36 protein-coding genes are annotated in these 25,104 nt (G+C 53.8%); 4 read left to right on the top strand and 32 right to left on the bottom strand.

The genetic code is table 11. The features are described 5' to 3' along the window. Window positions 1–31: 31 nt before the first annotated feature. The 17 genes from AFK67_RS15915 to AFK67_RS22205 form a co-directional block, all read right to left on the bottom strand. The gene (locus tag AFK67_RS15915; protein WP_038884382.1) at window positions 32–3,304 is read right to left on the bottom strand and encodes a phage tail tape measure protein; all 3,273 of its coding nucleotides are present in this window, start codon (window positions 3,302–3,304) and stop codon (window positions 32–34) included. Window positions 3,305–3,399: 95 nt separating this feature from the next. Then, the gene (locus AFK67_RS15920) at window positions 3,400–3,720 is read right to left on the bottom strand and encodes a lipoprotein (RefSeq protein WP_032966252.1); all 321 of its coding nucleotides are present in this window, start codon (window positions 3,718–3,720) and stop codon (window positions 3,400–3,402) included. Window positions 3,721–3,845: 125 nt separating this feature from the next. Next, window positions 3,846–4,115 (bottom strand): phage tail assembly protein T, encoded by a 270-nt coding sequence (locus tag AFK67_RS15925; protein WP_007710490.1) that lies wholly within the window; start codon window positions 4,113–4,115, stop codon window positions 3,846–3,848. A 23-nt stretch (window positions 4,116–4,138) separates the two neighbouring features. Next, window positions 4,139–4,534: a phage tail assembly chaperone gene (locus tag AFK67_RS15930; protein ID WP_007710495.1), complete on the bottom strand. Its 396-nt coding sequence runs from the start codon at window positions 4,532–4,534 to the stop codon at window positions 4,139–4,141. Between the two features lie 49 nt (window positions 4,535–4,583). Then, window positions 4,584–5,039 carry a phage tail tube protein gene (locus AFK67_RS15935; RefSeq protein WP_004388601.1) on the bottom strand — a complete coding sequence of 152 codons (456 nt, stop codon included), beginning with the start codon at window positions 5,037–5,039 and terminating at the stop codon, window positions 4,584–4,586. 46 nt (window positions 5,040–5,085) lie between these two features. Continuing rightward, the gene (gene gp17, locus AFK67_RS15940; protein WP_007710500.1) at window positions 5,086–5,415 is read right to left on the bottom strand and encodes a tail completion protein gp17; all 330 of its coding nucleotides are present in this window, start codon (window positions 5,413–5,415) and stop codon (window positions 5,086–5,088) included. Continuing rightward, window positions 5,412–5,861 carry an HK97-gp10 family putative phage morphogenesis protein gene (locus AFK67_RS15945; protein ID WP_007710503.1) on the bottom strand — a complete coding sequence of 150 codons (450 nt, stop codon included), beginning with the start codon at window positions 5,859–5,861 and terminating at the stop codon, window positions 5,412–5,414. The genes gp17 and AFK67_RS15945 overlap by 4 nt, the downstream gene beginning before the upstream one ends. After that, on the bottom strand, window positions 5,858–6,199 hold the full coding sequence (locus AFK67_RS15950) for a phage head closure protein (RefSeq protein ID WP_032966254.1): 342 nt from the start codon (window positions 6,197–6,199) through the stop codon (window positions 5,858–5,860). The genes AFK67_RS15945 and AFK67_RS15950 overlap by 4 nt, the downstream gene beginning before the upstream one ends. After that, window positions 6,196–6,522, bottom strand: a complete 327-nt coding sequence (locus tag AFK67_RS15955; RefSeq protein WP_007710510.1) for a head-tail connector protein — start codon at window positions 6,520–6,522, stop codon at window positions 6,196–6,198. Before AFK67_RS15955 ends, AFK67_RS15950 begins: the two co-directional genes overlap by 4 nt. 9 nt (window positions 6,523–6,531) lie before the next feature. Next, complete coding sequence (locus AFK67_RS15960) at window positions 6,532–6,732, bottom strand: DUF7210 family protein (RefSeq protein ID WP_007710513.1); 201 nt, start codon at window positions 6,730–6,732, stop codon at window positions 6,532–6,534. A 51-nt stretch (window positions 6,733–6,783) separates the two neighbouring features. Then, the gene (locus AFK67_RS15965; protein WP_007710515.1) at window positions 6,784–8,004 is read right to left on the bottom strand and encodes a phage major capsid protein; all 1,221 of its coding nucleotides are present in this window, start codon (window positions 8,002–8,004) and stop codon (window positions 6,784–6,786) included. Between the two features lie 13 nt (window positions 8,005–8,017). Beyond that, window positions 8,018–8,872 carry a head maturation protease, ClpP-related gene (locus AFK67_RS15970; RefSeq protein WP_007710517.1) on the bottom strand — a complete coding sequence of 285 codons (855 nt, stop codon included), beginning with the start codon at window positions 8,870–8,872 and terminating at the stop codon, window positions 8,018–8,020. An 8-nt stretch (window positions 8,873–8,880) separates the two neighbouring features. Continuing rightward, a complete protein-coding gene (locus tag AFK67_RS15975) occupies window positions 8,881–10,185 on the bottom strand; it encodes a phage portal protein (RefSeq protein WP_007710518.1) in 1,305 nt (434 codons plus the stop codon). Next, complete coding sequence (locus tag AFK67_RS15980; protein ID WP_038884387.1) at window positions 10,185–11,942, bottom strand: terminase large subunit; 1,758 nt, start codon at window positions 11,940–11,942, stop codon at window positions 10,185–10,187. Before AFK67_RS15980 ends, AFK67_RS15975 begins: the two co-directional genes overlap by 1 nt. Then, window positions 11,942–12,415 carry a phage terminase small subunit P27 family gene (locus tag AFK67_RS15985; RefSeq protein WP_032966255.1) on the bottom strand — a complete coding sequence of 158 codons (474 nt, stop codon included), beginning with the start codon at window positions 12,413–12,415 and terminating at the stop codon, window positions 11,942–11,944. The genes AFK67_RS15980 and AFK67_RS15985 overlap by 1 nt, the downstream gene beginning before the upstream one ends. 134 nt (window positions 12,416–12,549) lie before the next feature. Then, window positions 12,550–12,891 (bottom strand): hypothetical protein, encoded by a 342-nt coding sequence (locus tag AFK67_RS15990; protein ID WP_032966256.1) that lies wholly within the window; start codon window positions 12,889–12,891, stop codon window positions 12,550–12,552. Between the two features lie 63 nt (window positions 12,892–12,954). Next, the gene (locus AFK67_RS22205; RefSeq protein WP_032966258.1) at window positions 12,955–13,308 is read right to left on the bottom strand and encodes an HNH endonuclease; all 354 of its coding nucleotides are present in this window, start codon (window positions 13,306–13,308) and stop codon (window positions 12,955–12,957) included. 139 nt (window positions 13,309–13,447) lie between these two features. On the opposite strand from AFK67_RS22205, the gene AFK67_RS16000 reads away from it, so the two are divergent. Both AFK67_RS16000 and AFK67_RS16005 read left to right on the top strand, forming a co-directional pair. Then, complete coding sequence (locus tag AFK67_RS16000; RefSeq protein ID WP_007710533.1) at window positions 13,448–13,897, top strand: hypothetical protein; 450 nt, start codon at window positions 13,448–13,450, stop codon at window positions 13,895–13,897. Continuing rightward, window positions 13,884–14,480, top strand: a complete 597-nt coding sequence (locus AFK67_RS16005; RefSeq protein WP_032966259.1) for a hypothetical protein — start codon at window positions 13,884–13,886, stop codon at window positions 14,478–14,480. The genes AFK67_RS16000 and AFK67_RS16005 overlap by 14 nt, the downstream gene beginning before the upstream one ends. A gap of 277 nt (window positions 14,481–14,757) precedes the next feature. Here AFK67_RS16005 and AFK67_RS16010 read toward each other — a convergent pair whose 3' ends face one another. The 8 genes from AFK67_RS16010 to AFK67_RS16040 all read right to left on the bottom strand — a co-directional run bounded on the left by AFK67_RS16010 (window position 14,758) and on the right by AFK67_RS16040 (window position 19,556). After that, window positions 14,758–15,222 carry a lysis protein gene (locus AFK67_RS16010; RefSeq protein ID WP_032966260.1) on the bottom strand — a complete coding sequence of 155 codons (465 nt, stop codon included), beginning with the start codon at window positions 15,220–15,222 and terminating at the stop codon, window positions 14,758–14,760. Further along, window positions 15,222–15,845, bottom strand: a complete 624-nt coding sequence (locus AFK67_RS16015) for a glycoside hydrolase family 19 protein (RefSeq protein ID WP_007710538.1) — start codon at window positions 15,843–15,845, stop codon at window positions 15,222–15,224. The genes AFK67_RS16010 and AFK67_RS16015 overlap by 1 nt, the downstream gene beginning before the upstream one ends. After that, entirely contained in the window at window positions 15,842–16,126 is a 285-nt protein-coding gene (locus AFK67_RS16020) for a phage holin family protein (protein WP_007710540.1), read from the bottom strand. The genes AFK67_RS16015 and AFK67_RS16020 overlap by 4 nt, the downstream gene beginning before the upstream one ends. After that, entirely contained in the window at window positions 16,113–16,493 is a 381-nt protein-coding gene (locus AFK67_RS16025; protein ID WP_053532914.1) for a phage holin family protein, read from the bottom strand. Before AFK67_RS16025 ends, AFK67_RS16020 begins: the two co-directional genes overlap by 14 nt. Window positions 16,494–16,856: 363 nt before the next feature. Further along, window positions 16,857–17,138 carry a hypothetical protein gene (locus AFK67_RS22960; RefSeq protein ID WP_134792932.1) on the bottom strand — a complete coding sequence of 94 codons (282 nt, stop codon included), beginning with the start codon at window positions 17,136–17,138 and terminating at the stop codon, window positions 16,857–16,859. A gap of 214 nt (window positions 17,139–17,352) precedes the next feature. Then, window positions 17,353–18,111 carry an antitermination protein Q gene (locus AFK67_RS16030; RefSeq protein ID WP_038884395.1) on the bottom strand — a complete coding sequence of 253 codons (759 nt, stop codon included), beginning with the start codon at window positions 18,109–18,111 and terminating at the stop codon, window positions 17,353–17,355. An 18-nt stretch (window positions 18,112–18,129) separates the two neighbouring features. Further along, on the bottom strand, window positions 18,130–19,179 hold the full coding sequence (locus tag AFK67_RS16035; protein WP_038884397.1) for a DUF968 domain-containing protein: 1,050 nt from the start codon (window positions 19,177–19,179) through the stop codon (window positions 18,130–18,132). Beyond that, a complete protein-coding gene (locus AFK67_RS16040; RefSeq protein ID WP_038884399.1) occupies window positions 19,176–19,556 on the bottom strand; it encodes a RusA family crossover junction endodeoxyribonuclease in 381 nt (126 codons plus the stop codon). The genes AFK67_RS16035 and AFK67_RS16040 overlap by 4 nt, the downstream gene beginning before the upstream one ends. 81 nt (window positions 19,557–19,637) lie before the next feature. Between AFK67_RS16040 and AFK67_RS16045 the strand changes: the two genes are divergently transcribed. Continuing rightward, a complete protein-coding gene (locus AFK67_RS16045) occupies window positions 19,638–20,114 on the top strand; it encodes a hypothetical protein (protein WP_007725985.1) in 477 nt (158 codons plus the stop codon). Window positions 20,115–20,208: 94 nt separating this feature from the next. On the opposite strand, the gene AFK67_RS16050 is transcribed toward AFK67_RS16045, so the two are convergent. From AFK67_RS16050 to AFK67_RS16075, 7 genes are all read right to left on the bottom strand, one after another. Further along, window positions 20,209–20,544 carry a LexA family protein gene (locus AFK67_RS16050; RefSeq protein ID WP_007725984.1) on the bottom strand — a complete coding sequence of 112 codons (336 nt, stop codon included), beginning with the start codon at window positions 20,542–20,544 and terminating at the stop codon, window positions 20,209–20,211. Then, window positions 20,541–21,719 carry a phage N-6-adenine-methyltransferase gene (locus AFK67_RS16055; protein ID WP_007725983.1) on the bottom strand — a complete coding sequence of 393 codons (1,179 nt, stop codon included), beginning with the start codon at window positions 21,717–21,719 and terminating at the stop codon, window positions 20,541–20,543. Before AFK67_RS16055 ends, AFK67_RS16050 begins: the two co-directional genes overlap by 4 nt. Next, window positions 21,719–21,955 (bottom strand): PerC family transcriptional regulator, encoded by a 237-nt coding sequence (locus AFK67_RS16060; protein ID WP_007725982.1) that lies wholly within the window; start codon window positions 21,953–21,955, stop codon window positions 21,719–21,721. The genes AFK67_RS16055 and AFK67_RS16060 overlap by 1 nt, the downstream gene beginning before the upstream one ends. Further along, window positions 21,952–22,833, bottom strand: coding sequence for a conserved phage C-terminal domain-containing protein (locus AFK67_RS16065; protein ID WP_007725981.1), 882 nt, complete (start codon window positions 22,831–22,833; stop codon window positions 21,952–21,954). Before AFK67_RS16065 ends, AFK67_RS16060 begins: the two co-directional genes overlap by 4 nt. Continuing rightward, complete coding sequence (locus AFK67_RS22210; RefSeq protein WP_015386538.1) at window positions 22,830–22,997, bottom strand: DUF4222 domain-containing protein; 168 nt, start codon at window positions 22,995–22,997, stop codon at window positions 22,830–22,832. Before AFK67_RS22210 ends, AFK67_RS16065 begins: the two co-directional genes overlap by 4 nt. Before the next feature lie 193 nt (window positions 22,998–23,190). Then, entirely contained in the window at window positions 23,191–23,727 is a 537-nt protein-coding gene (locus tag AFK67_RS16070) for a YmfL family putative regulatory protein (RefSeq protein ID WP_007730303.1), read from the bottom strand. 28 nt (window positions 23,728–23,755) lie between these two features. Beyond that, the gene (locus AFK67_RS16075) at window positions 23,756–23,986 is read right to left on the bottom strand and encodes a helix-turn-helix domain-containing protein (RefSeq protein WP_032967586.1); all 231 of its coding nucleotides are present in this window, start codon (window positions 23,984–23,986) and stop codon (window positions 23,756–23,758) included. Between the two features lie 87 nt (window positions 23,987–24,073). Between AFK67_RS16075 and AFK67_RS16080 the strand changes: the two genes are divergently transcribed. Continuing rightward, the gene (locus AFK67_RS16080) at window positions 24,074–24,742 is read left to right on the top strand and encodes a LexA family protein (RefSeq protein ID WP_032967594.1); all 669 of its coding nucleotides are present in this window, start codon (window positions 24,074–24,076) and stop codon (window positions 24,740–24,742) included. Window positions 24,743–25,104 lie beyond the last annotated feature (362 nt).

The following is a 25,104-nucleotide window of genomic DNA, read 5'->3' on the forward strand; positions in this document are numbered from 1 at the left end:
AAACCCGCCGTAGCGGGTGGTAAATTGATTTTTAGCGCTTGCCCTGCGTAGCGTTCCACAAGGGGGTACCGGGCTTGCGCAGCTGCGAGTTGATGGTATCGAGGATGGCGCCGGTGAGCTGGTTAGCCACCGCGCCCGCGGCGTTAGCGTTACCCTGTGCACCACCTTTGTCGCCTGTGAAATTAATGGTCCCGATGCTGACGCTGACGCCCGCGCCGCCCTGCGCGCCGCTACCCAGCGCTTTTACGCCCAGCCTGCCGGTGGCGTCGCGGGTCAGCGGCATAATGGCTTCCGGCCCGGCCTCGCCCATCACGCCGGCCCCCTTCGCAAACGCAAAAAAGGTGGGGGTATCAACGACACTACCGCTATAGCTGCTAAGATCGGCTGACGAATAAACCCCACCCTTCGCGTTAAACTGAAACGACGCACCGTAGTTCTGAATGGCGGTGCCCGCACCGGCACTGCCGGTTGCGCTTCCGGCGACGCCTCCCGCAATTCCTCCGAGAAGGGAGCCGAAAAGTCCACTGCCAGACGAACCGCCACCCATCGCGTTAACCACGGCCATCTGCAGCGCAACCTTTGAGATAGTCTGCAGAACGGATAACCCCCAGTCCTTCCAGCTGGCCTTGTTACCCACCAGCATTGCGGAGACGTTATCAAGCGCACTGTCCATCGTGGAGGTAATGCCCTGCGATACCGTGCCGGCAATGTTGCTGACGTTATCCATCCAGTCAGCAAGCCCCGCACTTACGCCCGCGCGCCAGTCCAGTTCGCTGGCCTTCGCCTGCTGATATTTTTTATCAAGCGCATCCAGCGCTGACTGACGCGCTGCGATTGCTTCTGCCCCCTTATCGGTTTTATCAAAAACGCGCTCAACCTCCTGCCGCTCGCGGTACTGTTCACGCTGGCGGTTCCCCATTCCTGACGTAGTGGCGGTTAAGCCAGCATCATCCTGGTAGCGGCGTGCCGCGTCCTTCAGATCTTTCAGCGCGTCAGCCATTTCATGCTGCTTGCGGACAGCCTCATCGGCTTTCTGCGTCCACTGAGCCAGCGCCACGGCACCCGCCTCAATGGATTTTCGCTGCTCCTCGCTCCACTTCACGCCATTTTCATGAGAGGCAGCGTAGAGCTCAGCCGCTTTTTCTCCCTGCGTAGCGCGTACCTTCTGGACCTCTACAGCAACACTCAGATCGGCGATTTTTCGGCTGTATTGTTCAGCGGTCTGCGCCGCCTCTCTCGCCGCTTTATTCTGGGCATGGGTTGCAGCCGTCTCATCCTTTTTCACCTGGGCCAGCGCCTCATCTTTCCGGGCGGCCTGATCCTTATTGTAAATATACTGGGTATAGAGCGCCCCGGTCAGTTTCAGATCCTGCGCTTCATAAACATGCTGCTGATGAAGTTTCTGCAAGCCGGACAGACTCGCCAGCTCATTATCGCGACGGGCTTTTTCCAGTGCTGTTGTCTGCTGGGGCGTCGCGTTAGAGGCGGAAATTACCGGCCCGGCATACGATGCAGGTCGACTGGCGGGTGTTACCCCCATGCTGCGGTTCAGTAGATCATATGCCCCTTTCAGGGTGGCAATAGCCCCTGCCTCCTGAATGGCTTTCTGCGTAGCCTGTTCGCTGGCGTCGTTAAACAATCGTTGGGTCTGCTGAAGTTTTGAAACGGCCTGCTCCCGCTGATACTCCAGATTGTTCAGCTGATCCGTAAGAGAAATATTTTTCTCTGTAATATCCGCCTGGTCCATAAACGTGTTAATCCACGTCATGGTTGGGTTTTGGTTATAGTCCTGCTGAATTTGTGCGAGCCCCGTCAGACTGTCTTTAACCCTAGCTATCTGACTGTCAAGATCGGCTATATCCTTTTTCTGGGCATCAATGGATGAGCGGGCATTCGCTGCCGTAGAGCGCAGGCCGAGGGATGACATATCCTTAAGCCGGGCGTTGATCTCATCCAGGTTACTGGCAAAGCCTACAGCTTCTTTATGAACCTGCTCGGTATGCTGGTACAGGCCATACATCGCTGCACCAGATGCCAGGATGACGCCCGGCCAGCCGCCTAACAGGCTCAGTACGCCACCACCCAGGCGGGACATCACAGAGGCGGTTTCAGTTAACCGGCTGGCAGCGGAGGAGCGGGCGCTGATAGCGTTATGAAGCTGTGCCTGCGCCGCGGTTAGCTGCCGCTCTGCTGTGATTTGCGCCTCAATGCCAGCCGCGGCGGCACGGGCCTGCTGCGCACGGTAAACAGCCTGCCTTGCCGTTGCCACACTGACCTGGGTGCCGCGCAGCTGCGCTTCCGCAAGCCCCACCTCTGCTGCTGTATTCCCAACCAGAGAAGCTGTTGCAGTTGTGATGCTGCCGACCATATTGCCGAAGTATCGCGCCACGCCCAGCCCGACAAGCGCGCCCGCGACATTCGCTACGGTATCGATGTTTTCTGCCAGTCCATCAAGTGCGCCCGACAATGAGGAAGATGCACCCACGGCCTGGTTAGCGCCGCCCACCCAGGCCATAAAAGCGTTCTCTACCTTCTGAGCAGATCCGCTGATACTTGCCGGAAGGGTGTCGAATTCTTTACGAAGCTGCGCCACATTGGTCAGCAGCGGCACAATCTTATCGGTGGTCAGTTCCCCATTATTGGCCATGTTACGCAGTCCGCCGATCGTCGTGTGAAGACCGTCGGCAAGAAATTTGGCGAGACGTCCGCCACTTTCCATAATCGCGTTAAACTCCTCACCACGCAGCACGCCAGAACCAAGCGCCTGACTGAGCTGCGTAATGACAGAACTGGCTTCTTCCGTGCTGGCGCCGGATAACTTGAGGGAGGTCGCAACGGTTTCGGTGACGTTCGCCACGTCCGCAGATGCATAGCCAGCGTCACGCAGGGACTGAGCGATTCTGCTGTAGAGATTGGCGTTTGCTTCAAAAGAGGTTCCGGTCCGCTGACTGATAGACATCAGCGACTGTTGCGCCGTAGTAAAGTCCTGTGCCGAAGAAGAGGCGAGCCGCAGACGACCATTCAGTTGGTTCCAGGTATCGGCATAGTGAATCAGCTGTCCGGTAGCAAACGCTCCGGCAAACGCGCCAGCCATACCTGCTGCGGATGACTTAACCGATGCAAGCTGCGCATTGAGCTCGCCTAAAGAACGCTGCGTTTCTCGCGTAGCGGCAGCCGCACGGCGGCCCCCCTGTTCCATCGTTTTGTAATAATCAGAGCCCATCCGGGAGGCGCGGGAAATCTCAGACTGAAATGACTGAGAATTTGCAGAGATTTTGATTATTAATTCGCGCAGAGTGGCCATGTTAGTCCCATAAAAAAACCCGCCGAAGCGGGTTCACATTTAAAAATTCAACCGGAACTTGTTCTTACGTAAGTCGAAATGAATTTCGCACTTAATTATTGCTGTGTGCATTTCACTGCTTTAAGTGACTCGAGCTGATTCAGACGCTCATGTGCTTTTTTTCGCGCATCATTTTTGGCCATACCGTTTCCGATACCGAAGTCGCCGAGAAAACCAAGCACAGTACGTCCATCAAACTGGCCGGTGCTTTCAATCTCCTGCTGAACACTATGTGCTTTAGCAATCTCTACATTTAATGCCTTACAGTCGAATGCGCTGGCCTCCTCGCTCGTTACAGACGAAGCCTGTGGATACTGCTTGGTCGCACATCCAGTGAGCATCAATAATCCAACTCCTAAAACCATTAATTTTTTCATTTTATGTTTCCGTTAATTGCAATCGGAAACATCCTAACATTATAGCCTTATCCCTACCCTACTATTTTGCAGGGATCAGAATCATTAAGTGTGTGCCGCAGCTAAGGCGACAGCAGGCCATTACTTCATTGTGCCAGCGCAGCAAAAAAGCCTTCCAGCCCGGAGTTGTCCTCTTGCTGATCCAGCGCGCTCCACTGCAGGAGAACATCATCAATGCTTAACTTTGCGCCCTGTGAGTTAAGCACTGCAGCGGCAACCTGCGCAGCCTGGATATCGCCGCGCCGGTCGCTGATCGGGTTGAGGCGATCAAATTCGATCCACATACGCAACTCGCTGGCCGTCATTGTCTGCTTCAGTTCAAGAAGCGTACGCCCGAGACGCAGCGCCAGTGTCATCAGGAAGAAAGTGCCGGGCTGGCTTACGGCTTTTCCACTTCGGCAGCCGAAGTGGTCAGATCGAGTGCCTGCTTAAGAAGACGGGCGTGCACCGGGCCATAAAATAGCTCCACTTGCGGCTTGTCTTCTTCAGAAAATACCTGCGAGCCATCTTCTTCAAGTAGTACATCAATAAACAAAACGACGTCAGCGCTCTTGTTACGCAGCGCCCGCTCTGCAGCCGTCAGTTCTTCTGGTTCGCCATCTGTCTGCTTCGGGGTAAGCACCTGCTGCCATTCCAGCCAGGCCTGAGCGGAGGGCTCACGCAGTTTTACTGTGGCGTTTTCCCATTCAGGTACAGTCACGACTTTGGTACGGAAGCCCGCCATAGGTGCCAGCGCAAGCGCGCGGAGTGAACTCTGTGAAACCTGCTTTTCCATTTCATGACTCTCGTTTTAGCACTAAAAAAAGCGGCTTTCGCCGCTGTGATTAACCTGCTGCTGGGGCCGGTACGATCGGGACGGGTTTTCCTTTGATGCGCAGCGTAAACGACGCCGTCACCACCCCGGCCGTGCCCAGGCTCCAGCTGTTCTGGCGTACTTCTGCCAGGAACGCATAACCATTACCGGAGGGGAAAATCACCTGAAACGCATGCAGTGCATCGGTATCGTAGGCGGCGCGAAGCGTGTTCTGACCTTCTTCATCGGCTGACCAGTTACCGGAAACCGTCATCTCCCCGGGCGCAGCCAGGCCGTTCGTCATCTCCTGCTCGGTGGAGCAAAGGGTGGTGGTGTCGATATCCGATTTTTGCCCGCCGGTATAGCTGAGTTCTTTGGTCGAACAGTTAATGGACTGCCAGGTCGCACCGGTGGGATTAGGCACCGTTGCCGGATCGGCGGAAACGTTAATTTTCGTTCCCTGCGTTTTTTCGTACTTTGAGGACATAGAGAGCTCCGAATATAAAAAAACCGCCCGGAGGCGGCTGAGTGGATTATTGCCAGATCTGAACTTCCAGCGTGGCGCGGTACAGCGCAGTGTCAGGCTCGTATGCGTTAATCTCGTTCAGACCAACGGGATGCAGATCAGCAAGAGCTGATTTAACCTGCTCGCGCAGCGCGCGGGCGTCGTCAATCGAGCTGGCCCAGGCATCTACCTGAACCGCGCAGGCGGTTTCTGCCGGTCCGCATAAAACATCCTCGCTGGCAGATGCGGGCAGAAGGAAAACTACCCACGGTGCTGCTGTGCCCTGCGGGGCGACAAACGGGAAAACATTGCCGCCTGCCAGTGCACCGAGTCGCGCGTAGATATCAGCCTCCGTCATTTCGCCAGCACCTCATCGATCGCCTGATTCATCCGCCGAAGCGCCACCTGCGTGGCCTCTTCCTGACGGGTATCGAAGGCCGGACGCACAAAAGGGTGCGCCGGCATAGCTGATGTACCAAGCTCAACAAAGCGCCAGTAAAATGCGTTACGCGGATTGCTGGCCTTCATGGTGCTGTCACTGTTACCTGTGACCGGATTTACGCCGCGGATATGTACGCCTGATGAAATTTCGCCGCGGCGACGCGCTTTCTGCGTCACGACCACAACATTTTTCTTCAGCTTGCCGGTTTTAACTGGGGCCCTCTTTTCGACCTCATCCTTCAGAACTTCAGCACCCGCACGCGTCGCGTCACGTAATACCTTGTTATTTTCTGCCCGGCTGAGTGTTTCCAGATCCTTTGCAATGTCGACCAGTCCGGAAAAATCAAGATTCGTCGATATCACTGCTTCACCCCCTTCTGACAGAGTAGTTCAAGTCTGGTGCCGTTTTCCGCAGAGATAACCGAACTGATATCGTATATTTCACCGTTGCCGGTAGGCGGCAGGTGAACGGCGCGCCAGCCTGTCGTTACCGGAATACCCGGATACCGCCGCATCCAAATTCGGGTAGTGGTGCTGCTCAGCTCCGCGCCACCATCCATCATCTCCCGTCCCGATACATCTGCGACTTCTGCGCGTACCGAAGCAACATCAATCCATCCTGTTGCCGGTTGCCCGGACGGTAGCCGCCCGGTAGCGGGTTTTTGCAGGCTTACCCTGTGCCGTAGTCTTCCTGCTTTCATACGCCATACACCCGGTAAGGTTGAAGAAGTGCTTCGGTGGAGAGGGCCAGTGCAGAGGTGACGTTACCCACGTTGACCGCTTCACGGTTCGCGTACCAGTGCCCGATAAGCATCAGCATCGCCATTTCAATATCATCGCTGTAAAGCAGGTGCTCAGGGTCGGAAAGGTAGCCCGGATTTTCAGGTGAATCATAAAGCCGGCGGCGGGTCCACTTTTCCACATACCGCGAAGCCGCCTTTATGCTGTTTTCGATCCAGTTGTCGTCCTCCGTAAAATCCGGCTCGATATTGCAGTGATGCTTAACCTGCTCTCTGGTCAGCATGCGCGCCCCTTATTTCTGCTTCTTTTTTGCTGCTGTCTGCTCCGGCTGCTCCGGCTGCTCCGGCTGCTCCGCAGTATTTTTCTTCGACGGTGCGGCGGCGTAACCTTTTTTAAGCAATTCGCGACCGTGCTGCTCAAGCGTCTCGAACTCAGTGCCTTCAGTCAGTACATTGCCTTCAAAATAGATGGGCTTGATAGCGATCAGCTTCATGATGTTCTCCTTCAGGGAAAAGAAAAGCGGCCCGGGAGCCGCTGATAAGGGTTACGCACCGCCACCGGCGGCCGTCGCAGTAAACGCACCGTAGATGAACGCCTCCGGGCGTTTCACCGCCAGCGCCAGGCGTTCTTCACAACGAATCGAGATCATGTTTTTCTCGAAGTCATCCGCGTTCTCGGTGGAAATCACCACGTTGGCATCTTCGCGGTCGAAGAGCTGCGCAGCCGCGTTGAACGCGCCGGTCAGAAACTTACCCTGGAACGCTGCCGTTTCGGTCGCCACCACCGGCAGGCCCCAGAGGGTCGGCCCGCTCAGCGCAGCCGGGTTCGCCAGGACGTAGCGGCCCAGACTGTCTTTGGTGAGTTCAATCTTCGCCCAGTCGATGAAGTGCAGAACATGGCCGGACGCCGGGAAGCGCGCCAGCTGTGCCTGCAGCATCGCCAGGCGCAGCACGTCAATTCCGTTCTGTTTCTCGACTTCAAACGCAGCGCTGAAGGCGGACGCCTGCGGCACGATGCCTTTCAGATGCGCGCCGGTGCCGTCGCCAAACAGAATTTCCTGCTCTTCGACATACTTCAGGCCATATCGCATTTCCGCATCAATCGTGGACTGCAGCTGCGCGAAGTCGTCCAGGATCTGCTTGGACGCTTTGAACATGTGCGCAATGGTGGTTACCGGGGTGATCTGGGTGGCGAACTGAATATCGCTGTACGGTTTGGCGGTACCTTCCGGGACCACTTTTGCCGCATTGGTGAAGCCCGTCTGCTGCACCCAGAAGATAGCCGGTGCCGCCGTGCGGCCGGGGGCGATCAGGTCACGGATGAACAGACGCTGTCTCGGTGCGGTGTCGATACCCGGCAGGCGTTGCGGCTCTACCACACCGGTTGGCACGTCAGTAGAGATCAGTGCAGCATTAACCGGCACGCTCACGCGCTTGCCACCTTCAACGCTGGCGGCGAACGCTTTAAGTGCTTCGCTGCTGATAACGGTCTGGCCGACGGTTTCTACCACTTTTGCTGCATTCGCCAGGGGCATCTGAGCGACCTGCTGCTCCAGCTCGCCGAGCGCGGCCTTAAGCGTCTTTTCCGCCTCTTTCAGGGCGTTAAACTCGGAGGCCATTTTGTCGACGGTTTCTTTAGTTTCTGCCGACAACTTGCCGGTTTTCTGGGCTTCTTTCAGCGCCTCTTCTGCTTTCGCGTTGAATTTGCCGGTGGCCTCTTCAATGCTGGCGCTGACTTTTTTCAGGATCTCGTTTACTTCAGACATAACATCTCCGTATTTACTGGGCAGCCGCTTTCAGCCCGCTAATGGCGGCTTCCAGACGGTCAATGGTTTCTTTTTCGATGGTGGCAGCGCTCGGCGTACCGTCAGGGGTGGCAGCAGCGCCCGGCGTGCTGCCCGATAAGGCTTTAAGCAGTTTTCGGCGTTCAGACCGTGGCGTGTTTGCTTTCGCCAGTAACGCATCAAGCTTGCGCAGCGCGGCGACTGGGCTTTCATCATCGTCGGCGATTTCATCAGCAGACAGCAGGCTGTCAGCAAAGCCCTTTTCCACGGCTTCGCTGCCGCCAATATAGGTTTCACCGTCCATCATTTTATCGACGGTGGCGGCGTCGAGGCCGCTGCGCGCCTGGTAGATATCGCTCATGGCTTTATCAAACGGCGCCATGTCAGTGGCAATCTGCGCCAAGTCGTGACGGTTGCCCATCGCATAGACCCAGCAGTTGTGGATCATGAGGAACGCGCCGCGGCCTATCTGCACTTCATCGCCTGCCATTGCGATAATCGACGCAGCAGAAGCTGCCAGTCCCAGCACTTTCACGGTGACTTTGCCGTCGTACTCACGAAGCAGGTTGTAAATCGCCAGCCCTTCGAACATGTCGCCGCCGGGGCTGTTGATGTTGACCGTAACGTCTTCGCCATTAAGCGAACGAAGCGCACCGGCGATACGGCTCGCGGTCACGCCCTCGCCCCAGTAATCTGCGCCGATCACGTCAAAAATCGAGATACTGTTATCACCGTCGCGCGCCGCACGGATGCTACCGTTCCAGCGTTCCATCGCCGCAGCAGGCAGGTCTGGTTTTTCGCGCGCAAAAGGTCGCCCCTCCGGCGCCGCCGGAAGGCTTTTAATGGTCATGGATGCTCCTATGCCGCCTGCTTCAGCGGGGACTGTTCGAAGGGAATATCGGGGAAAACGTGACTGTGAAGCTGACGAAGCGCGGCAGCCTGCGCTGCCGGGCTGTTCTTTTTAAGGTCCTCAAGCGGCGTCAGGTTCAGCTGCACCGTGTAAATATCTCCACCTTCAATGGGAGGCAGATTTTCCAGCCGGCGCACATCATTGCGTGACATCCAGCCGTTCTGCAGCGCGCTGGTATAGTAGGCGGCGCGCCCTGCGCTGTCGGCACGCAGCAGCCCCTCAACAGAAAACTCGGCAAAAATGTCCTCTTCACCGTTCAGCAGGCAGCGGGAAATCTCCTGCTCAATATTGACCAGCAGTGGCCGCAGCGTATGGGTCAGAAACTGCAGGTTCATTCCCTCCAGGCTTGATGCCCAGCTGCTCTGCTTAGAGGTATGCCCGACCATAAACGGCGGCACGCGGAACCAGCGGCAGATTTCCTCAATGCCAAAAGAGCGCGTCTCCAGCATCTGAGCTGCTTCTGGATTCATCGTGACGTTCTGATATTTCAGACCGCCTTCAAGCACCATGATTTTCCCGGCATTCTTTGAACTGGTGAACTGTGCCATGTAGCTGCGCAGCCGTTCGCGTTGATCTTTATCCAGCGGCATTTCTGCTGAGAGAAAACCCGAGCTCTGCAGACCGTTCTCAAATATTTTGGCAGCCGACTCTTCGACCGCCATTGCGGCACCGATCACATCCCGCCCGGAACTCAGCGGCATCATGCCGCAGACCCCGTCGAGACCGAAGCCGCGAATGTGCATCAGGTTTCTTTCCGCAATGACACGCGCAGTACCGTTCTCGGTGTAGGTGTACTCAAGCCGGCCGGTATCGAGGCGTTTTACCACCATGTTCTGGGGAAGCAACGGCACCAGCGAGACCAGTTTGTTGCCGATAAACAGCTTCTCCACGAAGGCGTTTCCGCGAAGACAGATACTCGCCACCAGCATCAGCATAAACCGCGATGGTGTCATCTCCAGATTCGGCCTGCGACAAAGTACCTGGTAAACCTGATTCTGTTGGGCCAGCCTGCGCGAGCCGTCAGGCTGCCGCTCGTAAATCTTCAGCGGTAGCGTTGATATTGACTCGCTCAGCAGCCGGACGCAGGCCCAGACCGCTGACAGCTGGATGGCCTTATCCGCGGTGACCACCTTCCCGCTGCTGCTCGTACCGTACCATTCCTGCCAGAACGTCCCGTTGGTCAGGCTGATGGGGACGCCCAGCCAGTTAAGCAGGGCGCTTTTCACCCTGCCCGGCTGCTTATTTTTCTTCATCAGAAACCTACCATGATGGGATTATCAAAGAAGCCGCTCAGGTCCTGCTGGTCATTGCCACCGTTAACGAGCAGACGACTCATCGCGGTGAACAGCGCAGCCGGACCATCAATCTTGGCCTCAGGTGTCGATTTGTTGGGAAAGATGTTGTCGTTACGATCCGGCTTCACCGTGACGTTCGACATCATCCAGTTCATCACGGGGTGATTGCTGTGGTGGAACCGGCCGCCGTAAACCAGCGCCTCAACCTCTTTCATGGCTTCGGAGAAATTGCGCACCGTCTGCGGCACTTCAACCAGGGGTAAGCCCTCTTCAGCAAGCGCAAGGCTGAACTGGGTGGCGCTCCATGGATCGAAGCCAATCTCTTTGAGGCTCTCGCCGGTCACCCACTCCTGCAGTTCTTCTTTAATCTGGGCATGGTCGATCACATCACCATCAGTGAGGATGAGTTTGCCCAGCTCTGCCCACTTACGGTAAAGCTCAGCCATCTGCCGCGAGCATTTGTCCAGTCGTCCTTCGGGCAACCAGAACTTAAAGTCGGCGTGAACGTGACCATCAGGGGATCGCCAGGCTTTTACGGCGGCGCAAATGTCGATTTTGTTCGCCAGGTCGACGCCGACCCACAGCGGGTAGGTTTTCAGCTCATGCGCCGGCGCAATAAATTCGCATTTATCCCACTTCAGCATGTCCATCCAGGAAGACTCGGCGGTCACCCAGATATTCATATGCTTGGTGAAAAAGTTAACCCGGGCGGACACCTGCTCTTTTGCTTTCTTCGCCAGGCGGCGCAGATCATCCCAGCGCTTACAGATACCAAGTCCGGGGTTAGCCTTCTGCCATACCGTTTCGTCGAACGGGTCGTCGCCGTCGTCCAGGGTGTAGATGATGGCGAAGAAGGTGTCGTCTTTGACCGCCCCCTCCACTTCACTGTTGAAACCGCGCAGCACCTTGATGGCGTAATCGCGCAGCTCGTAGCAGATGCCTTCTTTGTTAAAACCCGCGGTGGTAATACCAAACAGCAGGGACTGCAGGCGTGCGCCGGTCGCCGTCTCCAGAACGTCCCATACGTCACGGGTTTTATGAGCGTGCAGCTCGTCAACAATGCCGCAGTGAATATTCAGGCCGTCCAGGTTATTTGCGTCACTGGAAAGCGGCTCGAATTTAGAGGCACTTTGCTCCTGATAGATAGCCAGCTTGTTGAACTCGAACAGGCGCCCAAGCGTCGATTTCGCTTTTTTCACCATATTTTTGGCATCTTCGAAAACGATGCGCGCCTGGTCGCGGGTTGTGGCCGCAGAGTAGACCTCGGCCCCACCCTCGCCATCCGCGCCCGTCATGTACAGGCCAACCCCGGAAGAAAGCGTGGATTTGGCGTTTTTACGCGCCACCTCGTTGTAAGCGGTACGGAACCGCCGCACCATTACCGGGCGGCCGCTGCCATCATTCCGCAACACAACCTTGTGGGTCTCCTCATCCATCAGCGGAATAACGAAACCGTAAATATTGATAAGGATGAAAACATGCCAGTCCATCAGGGCGATCGGCTGCCCGGCCTGAGCGCCTTTCACATGCGGAATGAACTTATAAAAATTCAGGATGTGCTGGGCGCGGGGCTCGCTGAAAAAAATACCCCGCGCCTCGCCGTTTTGCAGATCGTCCAGAAAACGCTGGCAGGCCAGCCGGACGTATTCACAGGCAATAATCTCCCCCGCCACGACGCGCTCGGCATAGCGGATACCATCGGCAACCTTAGCCATTAATCCCTCGCTTTCATGAACTCAGCCAGCGGGTCAACCGCGTCCGGCGTACTGGCGCTGACCTTCGACCGGCTGGCTGGCGTCATCCCAAATTCTGCCAGCATGGCGCGCAGCCGCTTCCAGGCATCTGACTTCATCATTGCTGCCGGATGCGCCTTAATCAGTACATCTCCCGTCTGCGTTTCAGTGCGGTATGTATAGCCCTCGATTTCCAGCGTATCGCAGTGGTGGCGGTACTCGGTATAAGCCTCAACCAGCAATTCGAGCGCGCGGGCGTCCAGCTGAGAAATGACGCCAACGGCATCCAGTTCTTCGGCCATTCGCTTAAACCAGTACTTCGCCTGTTTGTCGAAATGCTTTGGAGTTGGGGGTACCCCTGCAGGGGGTTGTGGCTCGTCTTTATTGATCGGGCGTTTTGATGGGTTACCCCTCACCAAACGCAGATGGGTCGGGGTTTTCGGTGGTCCGGACATAATCGAAAACTCCTATTAATCATCGAGTGGGGGACCCCATAAAAAAGTTTTCTAACCTGCGGCGGTGTGAAAAAGGGTTAGGCGGCGGTCCTTAACAGGCAGGGCCCTGAACTTTTGCCCCGCCCTACCCCGACTTACAGGGTTTCAGTAAGCGTATAGATGGTGACGATGACTGCGCCAGAACAACCTAATAAGGTAACTAAACCAATGATGGATACATGTAAGCCAGCCCAGAACCCCTCCTTATCAACTTTAAATTTTCTACATTCTTCTATGACATTTTTAATCCAATATCCAAGAAGAGCCATTGCGCAAAGTCCATAAATAATAGCCATGGGAACCCCAACTCCGGGATAGCCTTTCTTATCGGCCATAATGACAATGAATGTCATGGCGGCAATTAATGTGACGTAACTAGCCGTGTTGTTAACCAGCTGAGTCATAAAGGCTGCGGCTTCACCTCTTTGCAAAGACATGCTTTTCTCCTGTTTTAGTAAATTAAGGAGAATCGTTGTTCATTTACTAAAAAAAGAAAACTATCAATTTTTGGTATTTTCTCTGCCGGTTTTACGTTTATGGCAGGGCCAGCACAGCGCCTGAAGGTTGCTGTCGTTGTCTGTGCCGCCATGAGCTTTCGGGATGATATGGTCGACGGTTTCAGCCGGGCGCGGCCTGCCATTGCGCAGACATTCTTGGCAGATGTGCCTGTCACGGCTAAGGATACGAACACGAATGATATCCCACTTACTACCATAGCCACGCTGGTGCCTATTTAACCCGCGATGATATTGCAGCCATCCTTCGCTACTATGCGCTTCACAAAAACCTGAGCGATGAGTGGTTTTTCCTGGACAACCACGTTTACGACAAGCTCGATATATAGCAACAGGCATAACCCAACCTCAACATATTGAATTTTAAAGGATAATGTTTTTTGTATAAATAAAACACTATACTTACCTATACGAAATTTATAAAATCCTTGTCAACTAGCTCTATAGTTTAATCAGTCGCATACTTAAAGGATAAAAAGTGAACAAACAAATCAAAGATTTAATAGCAACAATTAAAAAGATAGATATTGTCAAAATTACTGATGAAGAAAGTCTCGACGATGATACTAAGGTAATGAGATTCGAAAATAAAGACGAACAATTTTTCATGATGATAAAAAACATATCTGAAGAATACATTGTAATCAACACTTCGAATCCAGTTTCTTTAGAGGAAATGCATTTTAATAAGCCAATAAAAGATCTTGTAAATGATTTTAATACTTTTGCTGTAGGAACAAAAGCAATAATTTCAGATGAAGAAAAAAGCCATTTTCTTTTTGTTCGTGAAGAGATAATAAGAGTTAAAGATGTACTTAACAAAGATCTTTTAAAAGCCAGAATTAGCTTGTCACTTGATCTGATAAAGTCTGCCATTAAAGTTTTCGAAACAATAAATGATGAGATTAAAGAAAATGGCAAATCCTAACAAAAAGAAAAAACAAAGTGACTTAGGTATATTTATTATTGGATGGTTTGCGTCGACGTTGGCTGTAGGTGTCCCCACAGCTTGCCTTATTTTAATTAAAAAGTATTATCCTAATGCATCTACAGACTATGGTGATAAGCTGTCTATTATTGCTTATCTTTTTGGTGCTTTTTTTAGCGGTCTCTTTACTACGTATAGAGTTGTATGTAAAGCCTCCGATAAGGACATAGAGATTGATGAAAAAAGTGAAGAAATAAAAAGGCTCGAAATAGCACTTGAGGATAATAAGAAAGCCTATCGATCACTATCACCCAAAAGCAAAATAATCTCGCTGTTACTTGAAGTGCATCAAGCTTGCTCATCATTATCAAAGCAAGACGCAACAGCTCTTATAATGAAGAAAATCAATGAAATAAATAGCGACAAAACCTTTGAGCCTCGTTTTGATGGTTTGCTAGAGCATGTAAATGATTCTGACTACAAAAGAGAAAGTAACCCAGCCAACCACAGTATGGCGCCTAAACGTGCTCAATATAAAAGAATAGCTGGACATTATGTCTTTTATAAGAGCAAAAACCAATAAGCCTTGCCTGTTATATCCAGATATAACAGGCAAATAACTTTAGCATATGCTCATTCGGCAACGAGGGGATCCTGCCGTATACATTTTGCCAATTACCACACACACTACTTACTTTAAAATGCGAATAACTACAACAACCATCAGATCAGCTCGAAAACCAGCATTGTGACAACCAAATGGCGGTTTAATAAATTTGCGACGTGACAGGTAATGTTAAATGGATATAGGAAACACATCTAAATACGATTTTGTTAACCAAATCATATTTACCTCTAGGTCAGTTCAAACACTGTTCACGTAAGTAGGTTTGCAGGCCATTCAATTGTTTTGTAGCAGTTTCGATTCGCTCTCTGAGTTTGAAATAATCCCGTTCAGCGGCGTCAGTAAGTCGGGGGCCGGGGCCATCATCCACGCGGGTGGTGCTGGGCGCTCCGTTCGCGGGGCAGGTGGCGTTAAGCTGCAACCGCTTACGGCCAGCAGCCACATCGCGCTCAAGCTGAGCAATATTTTTCTGAGCATCCGCTAAGTCCTTCGTATATTTCGCATCAAGAGCCGCTACGTCGCGCTGACGGCGCTGCATATCCTCAATGTCATCTTTAGCCAGTTTTAATTCACGATTAACTTTGGTTAAAGATGCCTCTGCTTTTGTGAGCGAGGCCCGGTAATAAAACGCGAATCCAACAACGGCCAGGAAGAGTAGCGGCTTCCACCATGCCCGGACAAAAGCCCATAGCGCAACCATCAGAGCACCCGGCGCGCTGCCGCATAGCGGGCCTGTCTGTCTTCCAGCCCGTTCTGCCCACCGTTAATAATCTGCGTGACTCGAAGCACATCGCCCGGATATTTCAGGCAGCCTTTGCTGGTATAGAACCATGCTGCAGAGCGCGCTGCGGTGGCGTCTTCGGAAAGCAGTTCCGGCGAGTTCACAAGGTCGAGTTTCAGCGCGGCGCCGCAATCGTGGAAATTCTCGAGCCCGGTGATCTGGATGAGGCCGCGTCCGCGATATTTCCAGCCATCACCCGGGGCGTAATTACCGAGGCGCTTGCTGTAAACCAGATTGGCGATCGCGCGCTGACGCTCAAGGGGCAGCACCTTTTCATACGTGCGGCGGCCCAGCATGTTGGCCTGATCCTGAGTTAACCGGCCAGCCCGGATAAAGCCATTCAGCCCTGCGATGCTGTAGTTGAAACTCTCCACCAGCGTGGTAAAGCCGGTGCTTTCATGGCCGACCTGCGCAATGAACATTGCCTGATCGACCGGCGCAGTGATGCCGTATTCGCGCATCGCCGCATCAATGTGCGGGAACCAGCGCGCAGCTAAGCCGGCGCTTAAACCAGCCGCGTGCTGAAATTGTTGTTGGTTCATTCGGGCCTCAGTACATGGAAAAGGCGCGCCACGTTGCCCCGGGCACGGAACACGGCGGCGCAGATGATTAAGTTGATGATGACCGACGCCCAGTGAGTGTGGACGTAAAAGTCGAAGGCGTAGCGGAACGGCACAGAGGCATACGCCAGAATAATCAGATATGCCAGCCACGATGCCCACCAGCGGTGACGAGCACCGGGCTTGCGGAACAGCATCAGCCTCAAAACAATGGCCGAGCACGTCGCCACGTTGGTCAGTACCAGCGGATCACTTATTACCATTGGCTCCCCCTCTCCACCGCTGGAACCACTGCGCGGGGTCTTGCTGGCTGGCGAACGTCAGGATTCTAATCGTCAGCGCAGAGAGGATAACGGCCCCCAGTGCATCAAGCGGCTTGTCGCTGTATTCCGTCCAGCTGGCAAGTTTGGAGCCCACCAGCCCGGCACCGTAAACGCCAGCGATGTACGAAACAACAAAATAGGCTGCGCGCCGGATCAGGGTCAGGTCTGCCGCGGTGGCAACATAAAAGACCGCACCGGCAAACGCGCCAAAAATTACGCCATAATCTGTGCCGGTCAGCAGTCCATAGATACTTGCACCAGTAAGCGCAGCTCCTGCCGCGACAGTTCCCGAAACCGGATCGGACATTTAGCCCCCTCTATTGCTGTGTATCCTCTCCAAAGAGGGGAAATAAAAAAGGCCCGCGTATGCGAGCCTCTGTTAATTCTTTGCCACTTCCCGGAGTAGCCACGCTCATGCCCTTGAGGTGCTGTCGCTTCATCGCCGCTAATGACCGGTGCGCGTCTGGCGGTTCGCGCTGCTTTACCGGAGCTTGTTTTAATCTATGAACCCTTACCCATCACTACACAGGCTCGCACAATGGCGACTCGGGGCAGGATCACGACTGCTGCACAGCCTTGCGGCTGCGGTCTATCCGTTTGGCTTTCACATTTTCTTTCCCTTCAGAAACACAAAAGCCCCAGCTATTGCCAGGGCTTGAATGATTCAATTTTAAGTTTCATATAGATTTCTTTTTAAATCTAACGCTTCCTGCTGCCGCCAATGAAGCCACTGTGGCTTTCCCATCTCAGCCTCTTCGGCTGTGTCATACGTCCTTAGATAGGAATATTCAGTCATTAGGATGCTTACGCCAGTATCAGGAAAAAGTCCATGGTAATAATTAATCCCATCACAGCTATAACTTGAGATGCGAATTTCTCGCACAACGGCTTTTATTCCATCATTAGAATTATGGAGAGCTAAAATATAACGTATTGTTTCTGAGTTGTGCATAGTTTCACCTTCATAGAGACGAACCGCACATCCTGCGCGCATCACCCGATGAGTGACGAACGCATTTTACCGCTTCCCCGCATTGCAGCCAATAAAAAGCCCGCTCATCGGCGGGTTCTGAACGGTGGATACACAATGCCCATCGTTAGAAAAATCCTACCCGATTTTTTTGGATTTAGCAAGCATCGTGTCGCTAAAATGTTTAATCAGGCTTCTAACGTGTTACTTCTCGCAGCATCTTTTCCGCGAATGCTTCTTCCTGCCAGCATTTCGTCACCAGCAGGTTAATCACGTCAGCAAAGCCGCTGTACCACTGATAATCCGTCATATCAGGCACCAGAACCTGCACCTGACGGCGCGCCAGAGTGGTGGGAAGACGTGCAAACCCTTTACCGCCGCATCGCTCACACAGCTTTTGCACCGGCACGCCGTGTAACTCGGTACGCTTACGGTCAAGCGCCGTTCCCCGTCCCGAGCAGTCCCGGCAGGCCGTACTGATAACCCCTTTCCCGCCGCATTGCTTACAGAGTTCTTCCATTTCCTCTTCGCGAATTGTCGCATCCACGCCTTTCACGCCAGGATGCTTCACCACTTCCCGACGCATACGCTTAACCCCTTTTCCTTCGCAGTGATGGCATTCGCAATTGCTGGCTGCCGAACGCGAATAGTCGCTGTAGGCGAACTGAGCCAGACAAAGGGCCATTTCCTCGCGCGCACTCTCACCGAGTTTTTTCATTACGCCGTTGTTTAGCGCGAGCGCATATTTAACCAGCCCATCAATAGCGGGCTGCGGATCCTGAACGCCCATTTTGGCGAGGAAAAGGTTGAACCCCAGCGCCGCCTTAGACTGGACGAGACCCTGTGCGGCCATAACATCCGAGATGGTCAGCGCGGCGCTGCCGGTGGCTGGTGTCTCATCATTGAGTTTAGGTGATTTTGGGGAATAGAACTTTGGTAAGGCTTCGAAGTTCATGTGTGGTCTCCACTCCACTTATGACAGCACGCCGATCGCGAGCGCGCAGTCTAAAAAACGAAAAATCAGCTCGAGCTGTGAGCCATATTTTTCTTCGAATACCACGGTGTCCCGATGAAGTTCATCGTGATGCCTTCTGCACAAAGGCAACACGAAAAGGTCATGGGCTTTGGTACCCATCCCGCCCTGCCCGTGGCCGATCAGGTGGTGGGGATCGTCTGCCCGCTGGTTGCAGCATGCGCAAGGCTGCTGCTTAACCCAGCGGGTGTATTTCTCGTTTTCCCAGCGGCGGCGCTTTGGCCGGAGCATGTAACTTTCAGGCGACTCAGGGTCGATTGTCAGCGCAACCACCCGCGGCTGTTGTCCCTGCGGCTTGTCGCAGTTTATTAGCGTCTTCAAGGCACCAGCACGCTGTGCTTTCGTCTGTACTATTTCAGCCGCCGACGGTCCCGGAACCATATCGCTTTCACGCGACACGCCCTGCACTGGCAAAGGCGGAAGGCGCAGCGCGCGGCGCGCCACACTGTCCGGCAGCGCATCAGTGATATCCATCCTGACAGCCCACCAGCATAACTCCGGCAGAGTCAGCTCGTGGGTAACGTCAAAGGCGAGGGCACCGCGCGCGACGCTGATAATCCAGGCTATCACATTGGAACGGGCAATTGCTGACAGGCGCTCAGTAAAATGTTCGGCCAGCTGATTATCACAGTGCCAGCACAGACGCAGCGCGCCGGGTTCATGCCGCATCGTGGTCATCTCATGGTGATGGTACTCACTATGCGGCCACTGGCAGCCGCCCTGCTGCTTCATCAGCCAGTGCTCCAGCGCATTGACGCCACCAGCAGCCCGGATTACTCGCTCATCAGTAAAGAAGATTTTCAGCCCCTCGTCGTCAACCAGCGGCTGGTGCGCTGGCGGCACCGCGCCGCTCGGGAACCGTGCCATGCTTTCTGGCTGCACCTCCACCAGCACGCGCCCGTTTGCAAATATGGGCATCAGTTCCGGGCCAGGGCGCAGCAAAACGATACCCATGCCGCGCGCGATTTCCGGTGTTAACAGCGCCCTCATACTGTACCTATCCCAAAGTTACTGATCGTGATTTCCACCTTCCCTTTGCTGGTTACCGGCCCCCACTCCACCAGCATCTTTTTCACCTGGCTGTCGTCCTCCCAGACATGGGCCAGCGTCAGCGCATCGAAAAGTGCCTTCAGGTAGTTATCCAGATCGCGGCGTTTCCGGTCAGGTGGGTAAAGCACCACCTCCACCGCCAGCAGGCTGGTGACAGGCCTGGGTATGCGCCGCAGTTGCTCAACAACGGCCGCTGCGGCATTGCTCTGATATTTGCGCCCGTCGGCGCTGACGAGATGACGGCCTTTTAGCGGCCCCTTAGTAGGGGCGCGCCAGTAGCTGTTAACGCTGGGAGGGAATGGCAAAACCAGTTTCATGTGCACAATTCCCCCTTGCTAAAAACACTTAAAAAGACTAAATTTACTAAATCAACTAATATTGAGTGGAATTTAACTAAAATGGACATTACCGAAAAAATCACAGAGGCTAAAAATTTTCTTGAGGCAGCAGCATTCCAGGTTTCCTCCGGCAGGGAATTACTGGAAGCGCACAGAAACATTGTTAAGGGTTTAGTATCTCTTGAGGAGTTAGAAAGAATGTTTGCTACAGGCACCGCCTCCGCGCAGGGCGAACTGCAGGAAGTCTCCAAAGTTTCACGTCGTCTTAAACTCTGGGCTAAGCGTCCTGAACAAATGAACACCAGGATCCTGAAAGCATTCCTTAAGCTTTCAGATGGGACGGATCGCAAAGTATCTGAAGCACAACTTAAACAAGAGGTTGGCGAAGACAACTTCGACATTAATTTCGTACAGATGAAAAACATCGCCGAAAAGAACCACGGAAAAGTCTTTGATGTTAATGGCAGTGAAGTTTCAATCTGGCCGCCTGTCGCTGCTGCTGTTGAAGAGTTTCGTCGCACTGTATTCAGTAAATGACATCTTTTTAAACACGCTTTTGTGCCTACGGGAATATGAGGGTTATTTCCCGGGAGCATAATGGCTTCGGTGTTACTGAGGCTGGACAGAAAGGTTATTTGCACTGCTCGCTCTCCATTTTATGCAGGAAAGAAATTGCCCGTTCACGTGCATCAGATTCACGTTCAACCATGGCGCGCAGCAGCGAAACGGCCTCATCCTCTTTGGCGATGCCGTTGATGATGATGCCGCGGGCGACGCCCCTTGATACCGATATAGCTCCCTTCTTCTCCAGCTTACGCAGCATATCGGTCGCAGCGTTGGGTGAAGCAGCCCCCATTAGCTGGGCCACTTCTTTTTGCGTTGGTGGGTAACCGTTTCGTCTCTGGAAATCCGCGAGCATATTCAGCACCTGCTGCTGACGGGCGGTCAAAGCAGAGGTGGAATTCATGCCGCTTTCTCCCGCGCGCCAGCCATTTCGCGAACGGAGGCTCTAAGCTGCCGAATGTTCCGCCAGTGCGTGGTGTCAATTGCCCCGACAACCAGCAGAACCTCATCCATCGCCAGGCCATGCTGATCTTCAGCTTCGCGAGCGACTGTCGCGAGCCGTTCGTACATGTCTTTCCGCTCCGCATCGTCCTGAAAGACAAAATCATTGAGGTCCATGAACGCCCGCAGTTTCACACCGTTGTGATGCTCTTTAATCAGCGACTGCGCGCGCGAAATGACGTCTGCGGTCACCGTCACCAGCATCGGGCTTTCCACAGAATCGGCGGCCCAGCTGTGAGCAAAGCGTGATTCATGGAAGGCATACACCTCTTTGCTGCCGAACGCCGCGGTGGCACAGGCCCATACTTCAACGCCGCTTCGTTCCAGGATGTCGGCTGCTGTCAGCGGTAATTCACTTTCATCAGCCTGCAGTTGCTGCTCAGTTTCTGAATGCGGATCTGTTGCATCCTCATCGGGTTCCAGGCGGTTACTCATCAGCAGGCGTTCAGCCTGACGGCGTATCTGTGCAAGGAACGCGTCGCCGTGCGCTTCCAGCTCGTTGCGGCTGATATAACTCATTGCCGGGCCACGCCAGGTCTTATCGAATACTGCAATGGCACCCGCAAAAAACGCGCCGGACGGGATCTGCTTTTCGTCTTTAGGGATGAACCATGACGGAAGATCGAAACCGATGCGGCCACGGATAAAGGCGACGTGATCCGCGTCTTCCGGCCACCAGACCTCGCTGGTGGCCGCCTTAATCAGAAATACGTACCGCCCGCCTTTTTCCCGCATCTCGCTGGCGCGCTGCATGATGTAACGCATGCCGGTGATGTACTCCCCGTCGTGCCTGGACGCGCGGCTGTACGGCGGGTTGCCGAACGCGGCTCCGTTGAGTTCGGTCAGACGCGCGGACCAGTCCTGCGTCAGTGCGTTATCTTCGGCGGTGTAATAAGCCTCACATTTGGCGTTCTCGCCATCAGAGAACAGGTCCAGTACGAGCGGGCCAAACATGGCGTTGATGCCCCAAAAAATATTGTCCGGCGTCCGCCACTGATCGCCGACTTCCTTAAGTTCGTGAGCCGGTTTGCTGCGCAGCGCCGCCAGCGCCTGGTTATAAGCATTCAACGCGTGCATCACAGTTCCCCCACATAGTTACCGGCCAGATAGCAACGACCTTCCACGTAACCAACGCGGTTGCTCATTTTCAGGCACTGGGTACGCTTCTTCGCCAGCCGTTCGCGGTCCCGGTTACTCTTCGAGGCATCGAATGCAGCCAGGTAAACATGCGCGGCGCGGCGCCACAGATTCTGTCTTTCCAGCTGGCAGGCCAGCTCTTCAAAAACTTCGTGTTTCAGCTTCTCGTTTGTCATGCTCTGAACCCCTCCGGAACCTGGCTGTAATCAACACCGGCATAACTGGCTTTAAATGCGCTGTCGTCACGCTGCACACTGCGCTGCTTCCACTGCTGGCGCGACGGGCGTCCGCGCTCTTTCCAGCGGGTAGCGCTCAGCAGGTAGCCTTCAAGCTTGCTCGGGACGAACAGCGTTTGCGGGCGCATGTAGTCGTACATCTCCGTGTCGTGCCAGTGCTCGTGCTTGTAGTCGACAACGAGCTGCAGGTCGTCCACCGAATGACCTTCGCGCAGCCGGGCCCGGATGTTCTCCAGTGAGGATTTCGAGTTCTGGTAACGCGCGCCGGTGACCAGATTCAGGTGCTTCAGCACAGTAATCGCTTTATCGGTGATCAGCTGCTCAGCGTCGGGTTGCCCGGCAACCTGACAAGAAGGTTGTTTATCTGATGGTTCTTGTTTTGAAGTTACTGACGGATCGTGTCCAGATTCTGGACCCTGAGAAGACCGGTTATTGCGGTTTTCCGGACGTTCAGATTCTGGACGTCCAGCTTCTGAACCTTCGGATTCTGAATGTTCAGAATCCGGACCCTGAGAATAAGCACCGGCAGCCGCCTGTCGCAGGCGCGGCACGTTCAGCGTGTAGATGTTGGTACCGCTGCGCTGGCCCTGACGGCGTTCTTTGCGGGTCAGCCATCCGTCACGCTCAAGCTCACCAACTGCGGTAATAACGGTGCTGCGACCGGCACCAATCTGGCGCGCGATAGTGTCGACGCTGGGCCAGCTGATACCTTCATCGCTGGAGAAATCAGCCAGGCGCGCCAGGATCAGCAGCTTCGTACCTTTAACACCGGCACTCGCGCAGCCATCCCACACGTATGCTGATAACTTAACGCTCATGCATCCACCCTTTTGAACTTCTCGCGGAACCGCTCAACAGGCTGCATGCAGTCGTGCGGGTAACCCGCGCGCCGGAAGATAACCTGTCGTTTTTCGGGGTCGTAACCGGTGACGTGGACTTCAGTTCCCCGCCAGTCGCGGTATCGTCTGTTGAGTTCCTGCACGCGAAAGCCCCCGCCTGACGGTTAAACTCCCCTACCATCTGCTGAACGAGCTGGTAGCTGACGGGCACACAGTGGCCTGATACTCTCACTGCATACCGGTACTGCACCGGACCGGCTCCGCCCGGTACCGGCAGCGCAATAAGTTGCGACCTGCGGTAACGTGTTGTTAAACTGTTCATGCGTAGTTTCTCCACTATTGAAAAGACGCGCCCGACGCCTCGAGCTGCACACTCGGGGCGTCACCTTTTCTGGTGCTCATAAACACTTCTACTGCCTGGTCTGAAACCCCATACAGCGCCATAAAACCCATGAATCCGTGGAACTGGTGGCGAATAGTCTTGCGAAACAGCTCAGAGAGCTTTTTTCGTTCATGACGGTCAATTACCCCATCCTCAGCCGCTTCAATCTGCGCCTGGGCCAGTTGGCCTTTCGCCGCGCTGGTCTTCATGTCGATCGCGAACAGGTCCACGTTGTCCATGCTTTCCGGCTTTGGAATGTCCACCAGCAATTTGCCGACGCGCGCCGCGGCATATTCCGCCAGCATTGATATGCCGGACAGGTCCTCCATGCGCTCAAGTTCGGCCAGCGTGAAGAAGCGGCTGCCGCATTTCTGGTACATGTGGTTATGAAAGGTGTCGATGTTCATGCCGAGATCGGCAGCCATCCCGAGGCGGCCGGCGGGGTGCGCCTTACACATCGCACTGATTGCTGCTTTGATGTTGTCTACCATTTGGCTTTTCCTGTGGTAGTTAGATTTTTCACGCCCTGCTGTTATCGTTGCTTGCAAGTAGTGAGTTTGGGTAAATGTCTGGGCGCAATTCGTTTTTCGAGATAGCACCAGCCGTTTCTTCTTCAAGCTTCTGGCACAGCTGAAAGCCAGCTTTTTTGTGCCCCTTAAAAACGAGCCTGAGATATCCAGTACTGCTTCCAACTTTTTTAGCCAGTTCGGCTTTTTGCGTGGCAGAAAGGGTGTTCCAGTATTCTTTCATAGTGTACCTCCGAGATACATTATGCACGAAAACGATGTACCCGCAAGAACCTTGTACCTTACGGGTACACACGGTTTAATATTGGGCATGAAAACCATTGATGAAATCAGGCGGGATAACGCGCGGACACTGCGTGATAGCGTTGGCGGCAATAAGTCATTCGCTACTATACTTGACCGAGAAGCGACCCAGATAAGTCGAATAATCGGCCGCAATCCTTCGAAACGGATTGGGGATGATCTCGCACGCCATATTGAAAAATGCTTCCAGCTACCTATGGGATGGCTTGACCAAGAGCATCAGACCACCAATGTTGCGCCCACGAAAGACGTTTTTAAAACAGAGGTTGAATTCCAATTAGTGCCCGTAATATCTTGGGTACAAGCTGGCGCATGGACTGAAATAGGATATTCAGAGGTTGATTTGAGCACAGCAGAGACGTTTCCTTGCCCCGTTCCCTGCGGGCCGATGACTTATATACTCCGTGTTATCGGTGACTCGATGATCGAAGAATACCGTCCTGGTGACATGATTTTTGTGGATCCTGAAGTCGTACCGGTTCACGGTGATGATGTCATTGCCTTAATGCACGAAAGTGGTGAAACCACCTTCAAGCGTCTTGTTGAAGATGGTTCGCAAAAATATCTGAAAGCGTTAAATAAGAGCTGGCCTGATCAATATCTAAAAATAGACGGTAACTGTTCAATAATTGGCACCGTTATTTTCTCTGGTAAACCAAGACGTTACTTCAAATAAATTATCTTCTGAATCAAAGCTCGCTTAGGCGGGCTTTTTTTTGCCTTGACAATGTACCATTTAGGTACATAATGTACCCACAAGGAACATGATAGCTTAGTTTGACGCTCCTTTTGGCGTCGCTGGACAGCTTCAATTTTACGCTACACACAAGAGCATCACTGGGTGACCGGCTCATAACCCAATCCACCCGGGGGTCACTCCTAACCGCAGGTGCTCTTATGTGTTGTATGGAGAAACTACCTGGCGGCCAGTGCAGATGGCCGCCCCCTTTCACGGGAGTGAATAAAACTGTTTAAACAGACTTACCCCATTTCACATGAGCAAGGTAGCTACAACCAAAGGACAGCGCGGCGGCAAGT

It is taken from the genome of Cronobacter dublinensis subsp. dublinensis LMG 23823, from assembly GCF_001277235.1.
Lineage (GTDB): Bacteria > Pseudomonadota > Gammaproteobacteria > Enterobacterales > Enterobacteriaceae > Cronobacter > Cronobacter dublinensis.